The 18,043-nt window shown below is 62.9% G+C and carries 12 protein-coding genes; 9 read left to right on the top strand and 3 right to left on the bottom strand.

Annotation, left to right across the window (positions count from 1 at the left end; all coding sequences use genetic code 11):
* Nucleotides 1-19: 19 nt before the first annotated feature.
* A complete protein-coding gene (gene rlmKL, locus LOY67_RS08815) occupies nt 20-2,305 on the bottom strand; it encodes a bifunctional 23S rRNA (guanine(2069)-N(7))-methyltransferase RlmK/23S rRNA (guanine(2445)-N(2))-methyltransferase RlmL (RefSeq protein ID WP_265066813.1) in 2,286 nt (761 codons plus the stop codon).
* A gap of 531 nt (nt 2,306-2,836) precedes the next feature.
* On the opposite strand from rlmKL, the gene rmf reads away from it, so the two are divergent.
* Nucleotides 2,837-3,052 (top strand): ribosome modulation factor, encoded by a 216-nt coding sequence (rmf, locus tag LOY67_RS08810; protein ID WP_003223300.1) that lies wholly within the window; start codon nt 2,837-2,839, stop codon nt 3,050-3,052.
* A gap of 319 nt (nt 3,053-3,371) precedes the next feature.
* Here rmf and LOY67_RS08805 read toward each other — a convergent pair whose 3' ends face one another.
* Complete coding sequence (locus LOY67_RS08805) at nt 3,372-4,391, bottom strand: quinone-dependent dihydroorotate dehydrogenase (protein WP_265067727.1); 1,020 nt, start codon at nt 4,389-4,391, stop codon at nt 3,372-3,374.
* 240 nt (nt 4,392-4,631) lie between these two features.
* On the opposite strand from LOY67_RS08805, the gene LOY67_RS08800 reads away from it, so the two are divergent.
* From LOY67_RS08800 to cobA, 8 genes are all read left to right on the top strand, one after another.
* Nucleotides 4,632-5,843, top strand: a complete 1,212-nt coding sequence (locus LOY67_RS08800; protein WP_265066812.1) for a CmpA/NrtA family ABC transporter substrate-binding protein — start codon at nt 4,632-4,634, stop codon at nt 5,841-5,843.
* Between the two features lie 13 nt (nt 5,844-5,856).
* Entirely contained in the window at nt 5,857-6,432 is a 576-nt protein-coding gene (locus LOY67_RS08795) for an ANTAR domain-containing response regulator (protein WP_024776757.1), read from the top strand.
* 489 nt (nt 6,433-6,921) lie between these two features.
* Nucleotides 6,922-8,133: a nitrate/nitrite transporter gene (locus tag LOY67_RS08790; RefSeq protein ID WP_265066811.1), complete on the top strand. Its 1,212-nt coding sequence runs from the start codon at nt 6,922-6,924 to the stop codon at nt 8,131-8,133.
* Nucleotides 8,134-8,142: 9 nt separating this feature from the next.
* Nucleotides 8,143-9,813: a bifunctional protein-serine/threonine kinase/phosphatase gene (locus LOY67_RS08785; RefSeq protein ID WP_265066810.1), complete on the top strand. Its 1,671-nt coding sequence runs from the start codon at nt 8,143-8,145 to the stop codon at nt 9,811-9,813.
* A 451-nt stretch (nt 9,814-10,264) separates the two neighbouring features.
* On the top strand, nt 10,265-12,718 hold the full coding sequence (nirB, locus tag LOY67_RS08780; protein ID WP_265066809.1) for a nitrite reductase large subunit NirB: 2,454 nt from the start codon (nt 10,265-10,267) through the stop codon (nt 12,716-12,718).
* On the top strand, nt 12,715-13,032 hold the full coding sequence (gene nirD, locus LOY67_RS08775) for a nitrite reductase small subunit NirD (protein ID WP_265066808.1): 318 nt from the start codon (nt 12,715-12,717) through the stop codon (nt 13,030-13,032). The genes nirB and nirD overlap by 4 nt, the downstream gene beginning before the upstream one ends.
* Nucleotides 13,032-15,749: a nitrate reductase gene (locus LOY67_RS08770; RefSeq protein ID WP_265066807.1), complete on the top strand. Its 2,718-nt coding sequence runs from the start codon at nt 13,032-13,034 to the stop codon at nt 15,747-15,749. The genes nirD and LOY67_RS08770 overlap by 1 nt, the downstream gene beginning before the upstream one ends.
* A 10-nt stretch (nt 15,750-15,759) precedes the next feature.
* On the top strand, nt 15,760-16,515 hold the full coding sequence (cobA, locus tag LOY67_RS08765; protein ID WP_265066806.1) for a uroporphyrinogen-III C-methyltransferase: 756 nt from the start codon (nt 15,760-15,762) through the stop codon (nt 16,513-16,515).
* Nucleotides 16,516-16,912: 397 nt separating this feature from the next.
* Here cobA and LOY67_RS08760 read toward each other — a convergent pair whose 3' ends face one another.
* Nucleotides 16,913-17,947 (bottom strand): OmpA family protein, encoded by a 1,035-nt coding sequence (locus LOY67_RS08760; RefSeq protein ID WP_265066805.1) that lies wholly within the window; start codon nt 17,945-17,947, stop codon nt 16,913-16,915.
* Nucleotides 17,948-18,043: the final 96 nt, after the last annotated feature.

Genomic DNA, 18,043 nt, shown 5'->3' with positions numbered 1-18,043 from the left:
CGTGGATCCAATCAGGAAATCAACGGGCCATGATTTTCCAGGCGCGGTGGATCTTGCTGTTGCGGGCAAAGTCCGGATCGATGGTCGCGGCGGTGATTTCCTCCACCGCGTAGCGCTCGCCGAGGTTGTCCTCGAGCTGGAACTTGCGGAAATTGTTGGAGAAGTACAGCACGCCCCCCGGCGCCAGGCGGGCCATGGCCAGGTCCAGCAATTGGACGTGATCGCGCTGCACATCGAACACGCCTTCCATGCGCTTGGAATTGGAGAAGGTCGGTGGGTCGATGAAGATCAGGTCGTATTCGTCACGGCTGGCTTCAAGCCAGGCCATCACATCGCCCTGCTCCAGGCGGTTCTTGTCCGAAAAACCATTGAGCGACAGGTTGCGTCGCGCCCAGTCCAGGTAGGTTTTCGACAGATCGACGCTGGTGGTGCTCCGGGCGCCGCCCTTGGCCGCATGGACACTGGCGGTCGCGGTGTAGCAGAACAGGTTGAGGAAGCGCTTGCCGGCCGCCTCCTTCTGGATCCGCAGGCGCATCGGCCGGTGGTCGAGGAACAGCCCGGTGTCCAGGTAGTCGGTCAGGTTGACCAGCAGCTTCACACCCCCCTCATTGACCTCGGTGAACTTGCCCTGGGCGCTCTGGCGCTCGTACTGCTTGGTGCCGCTCTGGCGCTCACGCCGCTTGATCACCACGCGGCTCTTGTCGACGTTCAGGGCCTGGGGAATGGCCGCCAGGGCATCGAACAACCGGGCCGAAGCCTTTTCCGGGTCGATGGACTTTGGCGCGGCATATTCCTGCACGTGCACCCAGTCGTGATAGAGATCGATCGCCATGGAGTATTCCGGCATGTCGGCGTCATAGACCCGATAGCACTCGACGCCTTCGCGCTTGACCCATTTACCCAACTGCTTGAGGTTCTTTTGCAGGCGATTGGCGAACATCTGCCCGCCTTCGCTCAAACGCGCCTGCTCGACCACAGGCGCGGGGGCCGGGGTCGGCTTGATCGGGTTGCCATTCTTGTTGTACCGGCGCTCTTGCGGTACCTCAGGCGCCTGCCCCTGCTCTTCCTGCTCCAGGCGGGCTTGCTCGCGCTCGGCCTGACGCTGTTCCGGGGTACGACGCTCGCCGGTGACGAACTGGTCCGGCAGCACCTTGATCAGCAGCAGCTTGCACGGCAAGGCGCCGTTCCAGAAGGAATACTGTTTGTGGCTGCGAATACCCATGCGCTTGCCCAGGTCCGGGGCGCCGGTGAACACCGCCGCCTCCCAGTTCAGGCACGCCTGGCGCAGGCGTTCGCCGAGGTTCTGGTAGAGGTAGAGCAGGCTGGCCTCATCGCCCAGGCGCTCGCCGTACGGCGGGTTGCAGATCACCAGGCCTTTCTGGTTCTGGTCCGGACGCGGTTCGAACGTGGCGACTTCACCTTGATAGATCTTGATCCACTCGCTCAGGCCGGCACGCTCGACGTTGTTGCGACCCGGCTGGATCAGGCGTGGGTCGGCTTCGTAGCCGCGAATCCACAGCGCTGGCCTGGCCAGACCGGCGGCGGCGCGGGCAGTGGCTTCTTCGTGGAGTTTCTTCCACAGCGCCGGCACATGGCCCAGCCACGCGGTGAAGCCCCACTGCTGGCGACGCAGGTTCGGCGCCATGTCGGTGGCGATCATGCCCGCTTCCACCAGGAACGTGCCGACGCCGCACATCGGGTCGGCCAGGGCCCCGCCTTCAGCGGAAATACGCGGCCAGCCGGCACGGATCAGGATGGCGGCGGCGAGGTTTTCCTTCAGCGGCGCGGCACCTTGCTGCAGGCGATAACCACGCTGGTGCAGGCTGTGGCCGGACAGGTCCAGGGAGAGGATCGCTTCGCCACGGTCCAGGCGCAGGTGAATACGCAGGTCCGGGTTGAGCTTGTCGATGGATGGCCGCTCGCCCGAGGGGGTCCGCAGCTTGTCGACGATGGCATCCTTGACCTTCAAGGCGCCGAAGTGAGTATTGTCGATGCCCGAACCGTGACCGCTGAATTCCACCGCCAGGGTGCCATCGGCGAGCATGTGGTCCTGCCAGTCGACGTCCAGCACGCCGTGGTACAGATCCTCGGCGTTTTTCATCGCAAAACGCTTGAGAACCAGCAACACGCGGTTGGCCAGGCGCGACCACAGGCACAGGCGATACGCCGTCTCCATGTCGGCCATGCCACGCACGGCGGAAGTGTGCTCGCGCGCCTCTTCAAGGCCAAGCCCGATGGCTTCCTCGAGAAGCAGGCCTTCGAGTCCCTTGGGGCAGGTGAGGAAGAGTTCGAAACGGTCGGACATGGGGAGTTCCAGAGCCTTTGGCTAAGTGGACCGGGGCAACGCATTGCCGGGTCAGGTTCAATCAGGTGCTTTTCTCAAGAGCACCCGGTGGCACGAAGGTGTGCCGTCCACCCTCGCCGCTCAGGTTAAAAGAGCTTAGATGCGGGGGCAGATAAAAAATTCTGTGCAACAAATTGTGAAAACCCGTCCCTTTCGTCGAATAGTACCCGAGTGCAACGGGGGGACATTCTCATCCGGGGAAAGACCGCGCCCTTCGGCGCAGGGCCGATCATACAGGGGTCTTGCTCAAAAGCGGATGCTGAACAGCGTGTTACTTATCGCCCTAACGTCTTTATTGTTACGTGCTTATGACAAAACGATCATTCCATCCATGTGACGCTTTGGTTAGAACTCAACACAGGTTGACGTCACAACGGCGCCAACACCTTGGCTCGTCACGCCGGCAACGAGCCACCAACGGCAGAATGATTCTGCCCCGGCCCCGACAGGGGCCGACGCGAAGTAACAGTCAACAAGTGAGGGCAATACCCTATGAGAAGACTTAAGCGTGATCCGTTGGAAAGAGCATTTTTACGCGGTTACCAATATGGTGTTGGTGGTAAATCCCGTGAGCTTTGCCCCTTTACTCTACCGTCGGTACGTCAAGCCTGGATCAATGGCTGGCGAGAAGGACGCGGCGACAACTGGGACGGTATGACCGGCACTGCGGGTATCCACAGACTCAACGAACTTCACGCCGTCGGCTGACACAGGGCTCAATACTCAAGAACTCGACAATCTGATCCACACAACGATTTAACCACGCGCGTCCCATCCGGACGGCGGGCTACGGCCCAGGGGCTCCTTTGAGGAGCCCTTTTTAATGCTCATCGGAAATTCAAGCTGCGAACACCGTTGTGGCGAGGGGATTCATCCCCGCTGGGATGCGAAGCGGCCCCAAAATCGCAAGACCGAAATACCCTCACCGACTCATACATCGAAGGGGGCTGCTGCGCAGCCCAGCGGGGATGAATCCCCTCGCCACAGATAAATCCCCTCGCCACAGAAGCATTCGCCAGCCGCGAAATCACCCCAACGCCGCAATCGCATCCACCGATTCACGAATCAACGCCGGCCCCTTGTAGATGAAGCCCGAGTAAATCTGCACCAGGCTTGCCCCTGCGGTGATCTTCTCGGCGGCATGCCGCCCTTCGGTGATCCCACCCGCCGCAATGATCGGCAAGCGCCCGGCCAGTTCCCCAGCCAGCACCTTCACGGTGTGGGTGCTCTTGTCACGCACCGGCGCGCCGGACAACCCGCCTGCTTCATCACCGTGCTCCAGCCCTTCGACCCCTTCGCGGCCTAGCGTCGTGTTGGTGGCGATCACCGCGTCCATGCCGGTCTCGATCAGGGCCTGGGCCACCTGGGCGGTTTCTTCGTCGGTCATGTCCGGCGCGATCTTGATCGCCAGCGGGACATGCCGGCCATGGATCACCGCCAGTTCGGCACGACGTCGGGCCAGGTCGGCCAGCAGTTGCTTGAGGGAGTCACCGAACTGCAGGCTGCGCAGCCCCGGGGTGTTCGGGGAGCTGACGTTGACGGTCACGTAGCTGGCGTGGGCGTAGACCTTGTCCAGGCAGATCAGGTAATCGTCGACGGCACGCTCCACCGGCGTGTCGAAATTCTTGCCGATGTTGATACCCAGCACGCCTTTGTATCTGGCAGCAGCCACACGGGCCAACAGGTTGTCCACACCCAGGTTGTTGAACCCCATGCGGTTGATGATCGCCTCGGCTTGCGGCAGGCGAAAGAGCCGTGGCTTGGGGTTGCCCGGTTGCGGCCGTGGCGTGACGGTACCGATTTCCACGAAGCCGAAACCCAGTTGGGCGAAGCCGTCGATGGCCGCGCCGTTCTTGTCCAGGCCCGCTGCCAACCCGACCGGGTTAGGGAACTCGAGGCCCATCACATTCACCGGCAACGTCGCCGGCGCCTTGCACAACAGACCATTGAGGCCCAAACGTCCGCCCGCGCCGATCAGGTCCAGGGACAGATCGTGGGAGGTTTCCGGGGAAAGTTTGAACAGCAGTTCACGGGCCAGGGTGTACATGGGCGGCTTTGACTCGGGCGACGAAATGAGGCGGCGATTATAGCCGCGCATCGGCGGTTCAAGCGAGGCACCTGCACAAAACAGCGCCGATGGCATATGCCTTGCACCCCTTTGGTCATCGACGCTCATGCCAACGATGGAATGAGTGCCACACTGTTTAAAGGATAACGGCGTCGTCATCCGGCCTTGCTCTGGCAGTCGTCCGGGTACGGCGCTTTTTACGTGGAAGGTGATGCCCCGATGAATGAAGTTCCAGCCAACGCCCTGGCCTGGGTCAATGGCAGTGACGCCCCGGAAAAAAGCGCAATCGACCTGGGGTTCATGGCCTTGAGTGACTGCGCCCCGGTGGTGGTAGCCGCCACCCAGGGCTTCGCCCAACCCTACGGCCTGACCTTGAACCTCAAGCGCCAGACGTCCTGGGCCAACCTGCGGGACAAGCTGGTCAGCGGTGAAATCGACGCGGCCCACAGCCTGTACGGCCTGATCTATGCGGTGCACCTGGGCATCGGCGGTGTCGCGCCGACCGACATGGCGGTGCTGATGGGGCTGAACCAGAACGGCCAGAGCATCCACCTTTCCCATGGCTTGCAGGCGATGGGCGTGACCAGTCCTGAGGCACTGGAGCGCCATGTGCACCAAACTCGCCCGAAACTGACCTTCGCCCAGACATTCCCCACCGGCACCCATGCGATGTGGCTCTACTACTGGCTCGCCGCCCAGGGTATTCACCCCTTGTCGGACGTCGACAGCGTGGTGGTACCGCCGCCGCAAATGATTGCGCACTTGCAGGCCGGGCGTATCGACGGACTCTGCGTCGGCGAACCCTGGTGCGCCAGCGCGGTGAAACAGAACCTCGGTTTCACCCTGGCAACGACCCAGACCATCTGGCCCGACCACCCGGAGAAAGTCCTGGGCTGTACCCGTGCGTTCGTCGAGCAGTACCCCAACACGGCGCGAGCCCTGGTGATGACGGTCCTCGAAGCCAGCCGGTTCATTGAGCAGAGCAGCGAGAACCGTCGCAGCACCGCACAACTGTTGAGCGCCGCCGAATACCTCGATGCACCGCTGGACTGCATCGAACCCCGTCTGCTGGGGACCTACGCCGATGGCCTGGGCAATAGCTGGCAGGATCCCCACGCCATGCGTTTTCATGGCGACGGCGAGGTGAACGTGCCCTACCTGTCCGACGGCATGTGGTTCATGACCCAGTTCCGGCGCTGGGGCCTGCTGCGGGAAGACCCGGACTACCTGGCCGTGGCGCAGGAGGTCCAGCAACTCGAGCTGTATCGCCAGGCGTGCGCGGCGCTGGGCATTTCGTCGACCTTCCAGGACATGCGCAGCAGCCAGTTGATCGACGGCACCACCTGGGACGGCTCGGACCCGGCCGGGTACGCCCGCAGCTTCAAACTGCACGCCTTGAGCGATGCGGCAGCCCTTTTCGCCAGCCGCTGACAGGAGCCCGACCATGCTGCGTATCCTGCTGATCAACGACACCGCGAAAAAAGTCGGCCGCCTCAAGGCCGCCCTGGTGGAAGCCGGTTTCGACGTCATCGACGAATCCGGACTGACCATCGACCTGCCGGAACGCGTCGAAACAGTGCGTCCGGATGTGATCCTGATCGATACCGAGTCACCCGGACGGGATGTCATGGAACAAGTGGTGCTGGTCAGTCGCGACCAGCCACGACCGATCGTCATGTTCACCGATGAGCACGACCCGGATGTGATGCGCCAGGCGATCAAGTCGGGGGTGAGTGCCTACATCGTCGAAGGCATCCACGCCGCGCGCCTGCAACCGATCCTCGACGTGGCCATGGCCCGCTTTGAAAGCGACCAGGCCCTGCGCGCCCAGCTCCTGGCCCGGGACCAGCAACTGGCCGAACGCAAACGCATCGAACTGGCCAAGGGCATGCTCATGAAGATGAAGGATTGTAATGAAGAACAGGCCTACACCCTGATGCGCCGCCAGGCCATGAGCCGCCAGCAGAAGCTGATCCAGGTGGCCGAGCAGATCATTGCCATGAATGAGTTGCTGGGCTGACGGCCTTATAGCGCCTGGGCCGACGCTATCGCGAGCAGGCTCGCTCCCACAGGGAGCTCCCGGGTGAACGCAGCATCTGCACCGCCCCGGATCAACTGTGGGAGCGAGCCTGCTCGCGATGACGGTTTTCCATCCAACATCTTCATCGACTGACCCACCGCTTTCGCGAGCAAGCCCGCTCCCACAGGAGGCTCCCGGGTAAACGCAGCATCTGCATAGCCCCGGATCAACTGTGGGAGCGAGCCTGCTCGCGATAGTCCCCTCGACCCCGCTGTTGGCACAGATCTCGCTTAAGCAACCCCACAGGTAACCAACGGCGGTTGCCCCACCTACGACAAAGACGTCGCACACCTTGCTCGCCCCCTCGGCGATCCGGGTTGCGGCGTTTTTTTGCTTTGGCCCCACCGTCCGGGGTCGGTGGGGTCGCCGTCGTGGCGCACCACTTCGAAGCACCGACTTTTTTCGAGACTTTAACCGCTGAGGTGCGCGATGAATTCAAGCTTCTGGAAATCCGGCCACACCCCGACATTGTTCGCGGCCTTCCTCTATTTCGACCTGAGCTTCATGGTCTGGTACCTGCTCGGCCCGCTGGCGGTGCAAATTTCCACCGACTTGCATCTGACCACCCAGCAACGCGGCCTGATGGTGGCGACACCGATCCTGGCCGGTGCCGTGCTGCGCCTGTTCATGGGCCTGCTGGCCGACCGGACTTCACCGAAAACCGCCGGCATGGTGGGCCAGGTGATCGTGATCTGCGCGCTGTTCTGTGCCTGGAAACTGGGCATCCACAGCTATGAACAGGCGCTGCTGCTGGGCCTGTTCCTCGGCATGGCCGGTGCTTCGTTCGCCGTCGCCCTGCCATTGGCGTCCCAGTGGTACCCGCCACAACACCAGGGCAAGGCCATGGGCATCGCCGGTGCCGGCAACTCGGGCACCGTGCTGGCCGCGATCATCGCGCCGCTGATGGCCGCCGCCTTCGGCTGGAGCAACGTGTTCGGCTTCGCACTGGTCCCATTGATCCTGACCCTGGTGGTCTTCGCCTGGCTGGCCAAGAATGCGCCCGAGCGGCCGAAAGCCAAATCCATGGCCGACTACCTCAAGGCCCTGGGTGATCGTGACAGCTGGTGGTTCATGTTCTTCTACAGCGTGACCTTCGGCGGCTTCATCGGCCTGGCCAGCGCCCTGCCCGGCTACTTCAACGACCAATATGGCCTGAGCCCCGTGACCGCCGGCTACTACACCGCGGCCTGTGTTTTCGGTGGCAGCCTGATGCGGCCGTTGGGTGGCGCCCTGGCGGATCGTTTCGGCGGTATCCGCACCTTGCTGGGCATGTACACCGTGGCAGCCATCTGCATCGCGGCGGTGGGCTTCAACCTGCCGAACTCCTACGCGGCACTGGCATTGTTCGTCTGCACCATGCTCGGTCTCGGCGCCGGCAACGGTGCGGTGTTCCAACTGGTGCCACAACGTTTCCGCCGCGAAATCGGCGTGATGACCGGGCTGATCGGCATGGCCGGCGGCATCGGTGGCTTCGCCCTGGCGGCGGGCATGGGCGCGATCAAGCAAAGCACCGGCAGTTACCAACTGGCGCTGTGGCTGTTCGCGAGCCTGGGTGTACTGGCCTGGTTCGGCCTGTACGGCGTCAAGCGTCGCTGGAGAACCACCTGGGGTTCGGCGGCCGTCACCGCGGCGCGGGTATAAACCAATCCCATGAGCCTGCAACTGAGTTTCGCTGAAGCCAGTGCCATCGGCCCACGGGAAGAAAACCAGGACGCCCTGCGCCTGGTCACCCCGGCCCCGGCGCTGGCCGCCAGCAAGGGTTACCTGTTCGCCATCGCCGACGGCGTGAGTCAATGCGCCGATGGCGGGCTGGCCGCCCGTTCGACCTTGCAAGCCCTGGCCCTGGACTATTACGCCACGCCGCAAACCTGGGGCGTGGCCCAGGCACTGGACCGGCTGTTGCTGGCACAGAATCGCTGGTTACAGGCCAACGGTGGCGGGCAGCCGCTGCTCACCACCGTCAGCGCCCTGGTGCTGCGTGGCCGGCGCTTCACCCTCGCCCACGTTGGCGATTGCCGGGTCTACCGCTGGCATGCCGATCATCTGCAACGGGTCAGCGAAGATCACGTCTGGGAGCAACAGGGCATGCAACATGTGCTCAAGCGCGCTCTGGGGCTGGATCAGCATCTGATCCTCGACTTCCTCGACGGCGAACTGCGCACGGACGAAACCTTCGTACTGCTCAGCGATGGCGTCTGGGCGGTGCTGGGGGACACGGCCATCGCCGGCATCCTTCGCGACCAGCCGGACCTGAACCTCGCCGCCCAGACACTGGTCAACGCCGCGCACCTGGCCGGCAGCCAGGACAACGCCAGCGCCTTGCTGGTGCGGGTCGATGCGCTGGGCGAAGCGAGCATCGGCGATGCGCTGATCCAACTGCAGCAATGGCCTCTTCCCCCGGCACTGAAACCAGGCCAGGTGTTCGAAGGCTGGCAGGTCGAAGGATTGCTCGGCCAGAGCCAGCAATCGCTGCTCTACCGGGTACACGACGGCCAGGGCCAGCCGTGGCTGCTGAAAACCCTGCCGGTGCAACTACGGGATGACTCCCGGGCCGGGCAGGCGTTGCTGTCGGAGGAATGGTTTCTCAAGCGGGTCGCCGGAAGGCAGTTTCCGGAAGTCCATGGCGTTCCCCAGCGTCAGCACCTGTATTACGTGATGCGCGAATACCCGGGCATGACCCTGGCCGAGCTGTTCCACCAGGCCGGCGCCTTGCCCCTGGCTCAATGGCTGGACCTGGCGCAACGACTGGTGCGGGCGGTGGGGTTGTTGCATCGACGGCAGATCTACCACCGCGACATCAAGCCGGAGAACCTGCACCTGGGAGACGATGGGGAGCTGCGTCTGCTGGATTTCGGGCTGGCGTACTGCCCGGGCCTGTCCGAAGACCAGGCCAACGTGTTACCGGGCACCCCCAGCTATATCGCCCCGGAAGCTTTCGCAGGCACCGCACCGACGGCGCAACAGGACCTGTATGCCGTCGGTGTGACCCTGTATTTCCTGCTGACCGGGCATTATCCCTACGGCGAAGTCGAAGCATTCCAGCGACCGCGCTTTGGCGTACCGGTCAGCGCCAGCCGCTATCGGCCGGACCTGCCCGAATGGCTTGGACAAAGCCTGGAGCGCGCCGTCGTGGCGACGCCGGACGAGCGCTTTGAAACCGCCGAGGAATGGCTGTTGTTGCTGGAACAGGGCGAGCGCCGCAGCTTGAGCGTCAGGCCCCGGCCACTGCTGGAGCGCGAACCGCTGAAGGTCTGGCGGACCTTGGCGCTGGTGTCTTTGGTGGCGAACATTGTGCTGCTGTTTCTGGTGTTTCACAGCTGAGATCCGGTTGCGCCCATCGCGAGCAGGCTCGCTCCCACAGGGATCTGCTGCACCTGCCTTGTGTACGACTGAGATCCATTGTGGGAGCGAGCCTGCTCGCGATGGCGGCTTGCCCGTCACTGCACACCATCGGTCCCACGCGCCATTACCGTGCAACCCGCTTTCATTCGGTGCAATAAATCCCCCGACACGCCATTACATCGTCGAACCCTTCAATAAAACCGCGCCCCAACGCCACTTGGCACAACCGCTGCATAACCCCTCTCAACAGACATAAAGCAACGCCTCCAACGATGAAGGCGGTGCTTCCCGAGAGAACGGGACCAGGACAAAGGCGTCCTCGCTAGCACACTAGCGGGACGCCTTTTTTTGTTTTCGTGAAAATTGCCGAGCCAGTCCGATCGCCGTGATGAAACGTGACGAAACCGGTCTGGGCTTGCGGAGAACCCTGATGAAAAAACTCAAACTGGTGATGATCGGCAACGGTATGGCCGGGGTTCGAACCCTCGAAGAACTGCTCAAGCTGAGCAACGAGCTGTACGACATCACGGTGTTCGGTGCCGAGCCCCACACCAACTACAACCGCATCCTGCTCTCCCCCGTGCTCGCCGGCGAACAGACCTTCGAAGAAATCGTCCTCAATGATTTGAGCTGGTACCAGGACAACCACATCAACCTGCTGCTCAACCGCAAGGTCGTGGAGATCGACCGGGTCAAGCGTCGGGTCATCGCTGAAGACGGTACTGAGGCCGAGTACGATCGCCTGCTGATCGCCACCGGTTCCACGCCGTTCATCCTGCCGATTCCCGGCCACACGCTCGACGGCGTGATCGGCTACCGCGACATCGCCGACACCCAGGCGATGATCGACACCGCCAAGACCCACAAGCATGCCGTGGTGATCGGCGGCGGCCTGCTGGGCCTGGAAGCGGCCAATGGCTTGAAGCTGCGCGGCATGGACGTGACCGTGGTGCACCTGGGTGAATGGCTGCTGGAGCGGCAACTGGACAAGACCAGCGGCCAACTGCTGCAAACCGCCCTGGAAGACCGCGGCCTGAAATTCCGTCTCAGCGAGCAGACCCAGGCCCTCCACGATGCCGGCAATGGCCGGGTCGGTTCGGTGCAGTTCAAGAACGGCGACATCATCCCTGCCGATCTAGTGGTGATGGCGGCCGGCATCCGCCCTAACGTCGAACTGGCGGAAAAATCCGGCATCCCGTGCAGCCGCGGGATCCTGGTCAACGACACCATGCAGACCTACGACCCGCGCATCTACGCCATCGGCGAATGCGCCAACCATCGCGGCACCGCCTACGGCCTGGTGGCCCCGCTGTTCGAACAGGCCAAGGTCTGCGCCAACCACCTCGCGCAACTGGGCTTCGCCACCTACAAAGGTTCGGTGACCTCGACCAAGCTCAAGGTCACCGGCATCGACCTGTTTTCCGCCGGGGACTTCATGGGCGGCGAAGGCACCGAGACCATCACCCTCTCCGACCCCATCGGCGGCGTCTACAAGAAACTGGTGATCAAGGATGACGTGTTGGTCGGCGCCTGTCTGTACGGCGATACGGCAGATGGCGGCTGGTATTTCCGCCAGATCCGTGAGAATGCCGCCATCAGCGAGATCCGCGATCACCTCATGTTCGGCGAAAACGCCTTGGGCGACGTAGGACACCAGGGCCAGGACAAAGCCATGAGCATGGCCGACTCCGCCGAGGTCTGCGGCTGCAACGGCGTGTGCAAGGGCACCATCGTCAAGGCGATCCAGGAACACGGGCTGTTCAGCGTCGATGACGTGAAGAAACACACCAAGGCCGCCAGTTCCTGCGGCTCCTGCGCCGGGCTGGTCGAGCAGATCCTCATCAACACCGTCGGCGGCGCGGCAGACGTCAAACCGAAAAGCGAAAAAGCCATCTGCGGCTGCAGCGACCTCAACCACGGCCAGATCCGCCAGGCGATCCGCGACGAGCACCTGCTGACCATCGCCGGGACCATGAGCTACCTGAACTGGCGCACCCCGAACGGCTGCGCCACCTGCCGCCCGGCCCTGAACTACTACCTGATTTCCACCTGGCCCGGCGAAGCCCACGACGATCCGCAATCGCGGCTGATCAACGAGCGTGCCCACGCCAACATCCAGAAGGACGGCACCTACTCGGTCGTCCCACGGATGTGGGGCGGCGTGACCACGCCGTCGGAGCTGCGGCGCATTGCCGACGTGGCCGACAAATACAGCGTGCCGATGGTCAAGGTCACCGGTGGTCAGCGCATCGACTTGCTCGGTATCAAGAAGCAGGACCTGCCCGGCGTCTGGGCCGACCTCGACATGCCGTCCGGCCACGCCTACGGTAAGTCCATCCGCACCGTGAAGACCTGCGTCGGCAGCGAGTTCTGCCGCTTCGGCACACAGAACTCCACCCAACTGGGTATCGAACTGGAGCACGACCTGTTCAACATGTGGTCGCCGCACAAGGTAAAGCTGGCTGTCTCCGGTTGCCCGCGCAACTGCTCGGAAGCCGGCATCAAGGACGTAGGCATTATCGGTGTCGATTCCGGCTGGGAGATGTACATCGGCGGCAACGGCGGGATCAAGACCGAGGTCGCCGAGTTCTTCGTCAAGCTCAAGACCGCCGAGCAAGTGCGTGAATACAACGGAGCCTTCCTGCAGCTGTACCGCGAAGAAGCCTTCTACCTCGAGCGCACCGTGCACTACATGCAGCGGGTCGGCATGGAGCACATCAAGAAAGCCGTGCTCGAAGACCCGGTGCGGCGCAAGGCACTTCACGAGCGCCTGAAATTTTCCTTGTCCCTGGAACAGGACCCGTGGAAACAGCGCCTGGAACAACCCCAGCTGAAGAAAGAGTTTGAAGTCATCCCCGTGAAGAACCTGGAGGTGCCGGCATGAACTGGCTGGATATCTGCGCGCTGGAAGACATCAACGCCCTGGGCTCGCGCATCATCAATGGCCCGAAAGGTGACATCGCGATTTTTCGCACGAGCAACGATGAAGTTTTCGCACTCGATGACCGCTGCCCGCACAAGGGTGGTCCGTTGTCCCAGGGGCTGATCTACGGAAAGCGCGTGGCCTGCCCGCTGCACAACTGGCAGATCGATCTGGAGACCGGCCAGGCCCAGGCACCGGATGTGGGTTGTGCCCATCATCATTCGGCACGGGTCGAGAACGGCCGGGTGCTGTTGGCGCTACGGGACGCAAGCTGATGAACCGCCAGACCACTGCCTCGACCTGCTGTTACTGCGGGGTCGGTTGCGGCGTGCTGATCGAACATGACGACGAGCGCATCCTCGGCGTCAGTGGCGATCCCGCCCACCCGGCCAACTTCGGCAAACTGTGCAGCAAGGGCTCGACCCTGCACCTGACCGGCGACCTCGCCGCGCGGGCCCTGTACCCCGAGCTGCGCCTGGGCAAAGGCCTGGCTCGGGCCCGCACCGACTGGGACAACGCCCTGGAGCACGCCGCCAGCGTGTTCGCCGAAACCATCGCCGAACACGGCCCCGACAGTGTAGCGTTCTACATCTCCGGCCAGTTACTGACAGAGGACTACTACGCCTTCAACAAACTTGCCCGGGCCCTGGTCGGCACCAACAACATCGACAGTAATTCCCGGCTGTGCATGTCCTCGGCGGTGGTGGGCTACAAACGCAGCCTCGGTGCCGACGCGCCGCCCTGCAGTTATGAAGACCTGGAGCTGAGCGACTGCGTCATGATCGTCGGCAGTAACATGGCCTACGCGCATCCGATCCTGTTTCGTCGCCTCGAAGAAGCCAAATCCCGCCGGCCGCAGATGAAAATCATCGTCATCGACCCCCGGCGCACCGACACCTGCGACCTGGCGGACCTGCACCTGGCGATCCTGCCGGGGACCGACGTCGCCTTGTTCCATGGGATTTTGCACCTGCTGTTGTGGGAAGACTGGGTCGACCGCGACTTCATCAAGGCCCACACCGAAGGCCTGGCGGACCTGAAGAACCTGGTTCGCGATTACACCCCGGCCATGGTTGCCCAGTTGTGCGGCATCAGCGTCGAGCAACTGCACCAGTGCGCCGAAGCCGTCGGCACGGCCCCCAGCTTCCTGTCGCTGTGGTGCATGGGCCTGAACCAGTCCACCGCCGGCAGCGCGAAGAACAGTGCCTTGATCAATTTGCACCTGGCCACCGGGCAGATCGGCCGTCCGGGTGCCGGGCCGTTCTCGCTGACTGGCCAGCCCAACGCCATGGGCGGTCGGGAAACCGGCAGCCTGTCGAACCTGTTGCCGGGCCACCGCGAAGCCGCCAACCCGGAGCATCGCGCCGAAGTGGCCGAGTACTGGGGCGTCGAGCAATTGCCCGCCACTCCCGGCTTGAGCGCCATCGAGCTGTTCGAGCAGGTGCGCAATGGCAAGATCAAGGCCTTGTGGATTGCCTGCACCAACCCGGCCCAATCGATGCCGGACCAGACGGCGGTTCGGGAGGCCCTGCAAGCCTGCCCGTTCGTGGTGCTGCAAGAGGCCTTCCGGACCACCGAAACCGCCGGGTTTGCCGACCTGCTGTTGCCAGCCGCCAGTTGGGGCGAGAAGGAAGGTTCGGTGACCAACTCCGAACGACGTATTTCCCACGTCCGTCGGGCCGTTGGCGCACCGGGCGAAGCACGACCGGACTGGGCGATTACCGTGGATTTCGCCCAACGCCTGGAGAAACGTCTGCGGCCGGGCCAGCCCAGCCTGTTCGCCTTTGACGCACCGGCCCAGTTGTTCGACGAATACAAGCAGTTGACCCGGGGTCGCGACCTCGACCTGTCCGGTATCAGCCATGCACTGATCGATCAGCTTGGTCCCCAGCAGTGGCCCTTCCCGGACGGCGCCACGGTCGGAACGGCGCGTCTGTACGTGGATGGGATTTTTCCTACCGACAATGGCCGTGCGCGGTTTGTCGCCGAACCGTATCGCGCCGCCAGGGAGCTGCGTGACGCACGTTACCCGCTGACCCTCAACACCGGTCGCCTGCGGGACCAGTGGCACGGCATGAGCCGCACCGGCACCGCCGCGCAACTGTTCGGCCACGTGAACGAAGCCGTACTCAGCCTGCACCCCGACGAACTGCAGCGCCAGCGCCTGCAACCGGGCGACCTGGTCAGCCTCAAGAGCCGCCGTGGCGCGGTGATCGTGGCCGTGGACAGCGACGAAAGCGTGCGGCCCGGCCAGGCGTTCCTGCCGATGCACTGGGGCGACCGGTTCCTCAAGGGTGGGGTTAATACCCTGACTCAACCGGCTTTCGATCCCTTGTCAAAGCAACCGGAACTCAAACACAGCGGCGTGCGCCTGGAACCGGTGAACCTGCCTTGGCAACTTTTCGCCCTGATCGAGGGTGATGTCCAACAGCATCTGGAGACGTTGCGTCCGCTGTGTGAGGCGTTTGCCTACGTCAGCCTGAGCCTGACCGGCCGTGAACGTCCGGCGCTGCTGATTCGCGCCGCCAGCGCCGTGGCGCCTGATCCCGACCTGCTGCAAGCGATCGACGAACAGCTGGGGCTGATCGACGGGCCGGTACTGGCCTACGACGATCCCCGTCGCGCCATCGGTAAACGGGTGCGGATCGAAAACGGTCGCATCACCGCCATCCGCCTGGCCGGCGAAACCCTCGCCCGGCATTGGCTGCAGAACCTGTGGCAGGAAGGCCGTGCCGATGAGCAACTGCGCCGTTGGCTGCTGGCGCCTTTGAGCGCGCCGCCAGGCAATGTTGGCGCGGCGGCCGGAGGCAGCAAAACACTGTGCAATTGCTTGAACGTCAGCCAGCGTGCGATCTGCGCCGGCATTGAACGTGGCCTGGATTTGCAAGGGCTGAAACAGGAATTGGGTTGCGGCACGCAGTGCGGCTCCTGTGTACCGGAAATCAAACGCCTGCTGGTTGCCAACGCGCAACCGATGGCCGCTGTCTCGTGAGGAAAACACTATGAACGCAAAAGTCTGGCTGGTGGGTGCGGGTCCTGGCGACCCTGAGTTGCTGACCCTCAAGGCCGTGCGCGCCCTGCGCGAAGCCGACGTGGTGCTGATCGACGATCTGGTCAACGAGGCGGTGCTGGAGCATTGCTCCGGCGCCCGCATCATCGCCGTGGGCAAGCGCGGCGGCTGCCGCTCCACGCCACAGGCGTTCATCCATCGGCTGATGCTGCGCTATGCGCGCCAAGGCAAATGCGTGGTCCGCCTCAAGGGCGGTGACCCATGCATCTTCGGCCGGGGCGGTGAAGAGGCGCAATGGCTGCGCGAGCATGGTGTCGAGGTGGAGCTGGTCAATGGCATCACAGCCGGGCTGGCGGGGGCGACCCAGTGCGATATTCCCCTGACCTTGCGCGGCATCGCCCGGGGCGTGACGCTGGTCACCGCCCACACCCAGGACGGCAGCAGCTTGAACTGGCAAGCCCTGGCCCAAAGCGGGACGACCCTGGTGGTGTACATGGGGGTGGCGAAACTGAGCGAGATCCGCGAGCAACTGCTGGCCGGTGGCCTGGCGGCGGATACTCCCGTGGCCATGATCGAGAACGCCTCCCTGCCCCATCAGCGAGACTGCCGCAGCGACCTGGCTTCGATGGAGGCCGATGCAACCGCGTTTCAGCTCAAGAGCCCGGCGATCCTGGTGATTGGTGCGGTGGCCGGTGCTGCTGAATTGGCAAAATCCCCATCTGAATGGCTCCAGGCTTCAGCCCTGTAACATAGTCGCAGGCCGATACACCGCTATCGCGAGCAGGCTCGCTCCCACAGGTTTTGTGCCCGCCACAAAAACCACCACACACCGCTGTTCCCATGTGGGAGCGAGCCTGCTCGCGAAGGCGCCGGCACATTCCACACTGTCGCAAGCTGATACGCCGCTATCGCGAGCAGGCTCGCTCCCACAGGGTTTGTGCCCGCCACAAAAACCACCACACACCGCTGTTCCCATGTGGGAGCGAGCCTGCTCGCGAAGGCGGCGGCACGCTCAACACTGTCGTAGGCTGATATACCGCTATCGCGAGCAGGCTCGCTGCCACAGGTTTTGCATTGCGCCTTGGGTAAATCGCAGGCATGAAAAAACCCGGCATGAGCCGGGTTTTTCCAAAGCTGTGGGCTAATTACTTAGCTTGGGCTTCAACCTGCGCTTCTACGCGACGGTTCACAGCACGACCAGCTTCAGTGGCGTTGTCGGCAACTGGGCGGGTTTCGCCGTAGCCAACAGACTGAACGCGGGACGATTCAACACCGTACTGGTTGGTCAGAACCTGCTTAACGGCGTTTGCACGACGCTCGGACAGTTTCTGGTTGTAAGCGTCAGGACCGACGGAGTCAGTGTGACCTTCAACAGTGGTGCTGGTGGCTGGGTACTGCTTCATGAAGTCAGCCAGGTTCTTGATGTCGCCGTAGCTGTTTGGCTTGACGACCGACTTGTCGAAGTCGAATTTCACGTCCAGCTCAACACGTACGGTTTCAGCAACTGCCGGGCAGCCATCAGCGTCAACGGTTACGTTGGCTGGGGTGTCAGGGCACTTGTCGACGTTGTCGCACACGCCATCGTTGTCGCTGTCGGAGCAGACTTCAGCCGGAGCTGGAACTGGAGCAGCAGCAGGCTTGGAGCCGCCACCGAAGTTCACACCGATACCGACGCTTGGAGCCCACTCAGTGTCGCCCTGGTCGATGTTGTACTGAGCTTCAACGCCGGCACGGGCGTAGAAGTTCTCGGTGAAGTACAGCTTGGCGCCGCCGCCAACGTTGGCGAAGGTCGAACGGTTACGACCGCTGGAGCCGTTCTGACCGATGCTCTGGTCGGAGAAGCCGGCCGAGACGTACGGACGCAGCATGTCACCTGGGTTGTTGAAGTGGTACAGAGCGTCCAGTGCAGTGTTGGCGCCCTTGATGTTACGACCGTCGTCGGAACGTACGTTGTGAACTTCATCGTAGCCCAGACGCAGTTCAACGTCGTCGGTCAGGAAGTAACCAACGGAACCGCCGAACAGGTTGCCGTTGTTCTTGAAGTTACGAGCGCTGTCGAATTGCTCTTTCTTGGCGAAGCCTTCGATTTCAACTGCGCCTTGGCCTTGTGCCAGAGCGCCGAACGAAGTGGCGGCAATAAGAGAACCAATGGCAAAGCCCAAGGTGTTTTTCAGTTTCATCCGTTAAATCCCCATCTGGTGATTGTGAAGCAGTCCCGCAAACCGGGGGACAACTCGGCGGCAAGTCTATCAGAACTTGCCTACACGTAAGAGATA

The sequence above is a fragment of the Pseudomonas sp. B21-056 genome (genome assembly GCF_026016325.1).
Taxonomy (GTDB): Bacteria; Pseudomonadota; Gammaproteobacteria; order Pseudomonadales; family Pseudomonadaceae; genus Aquipseudomonas.
The sequence above is the reverse complement of the archived record's forward strand: the minus strand, read 5'-3'. Positions and strand labels throughout refer to the sequence as shown.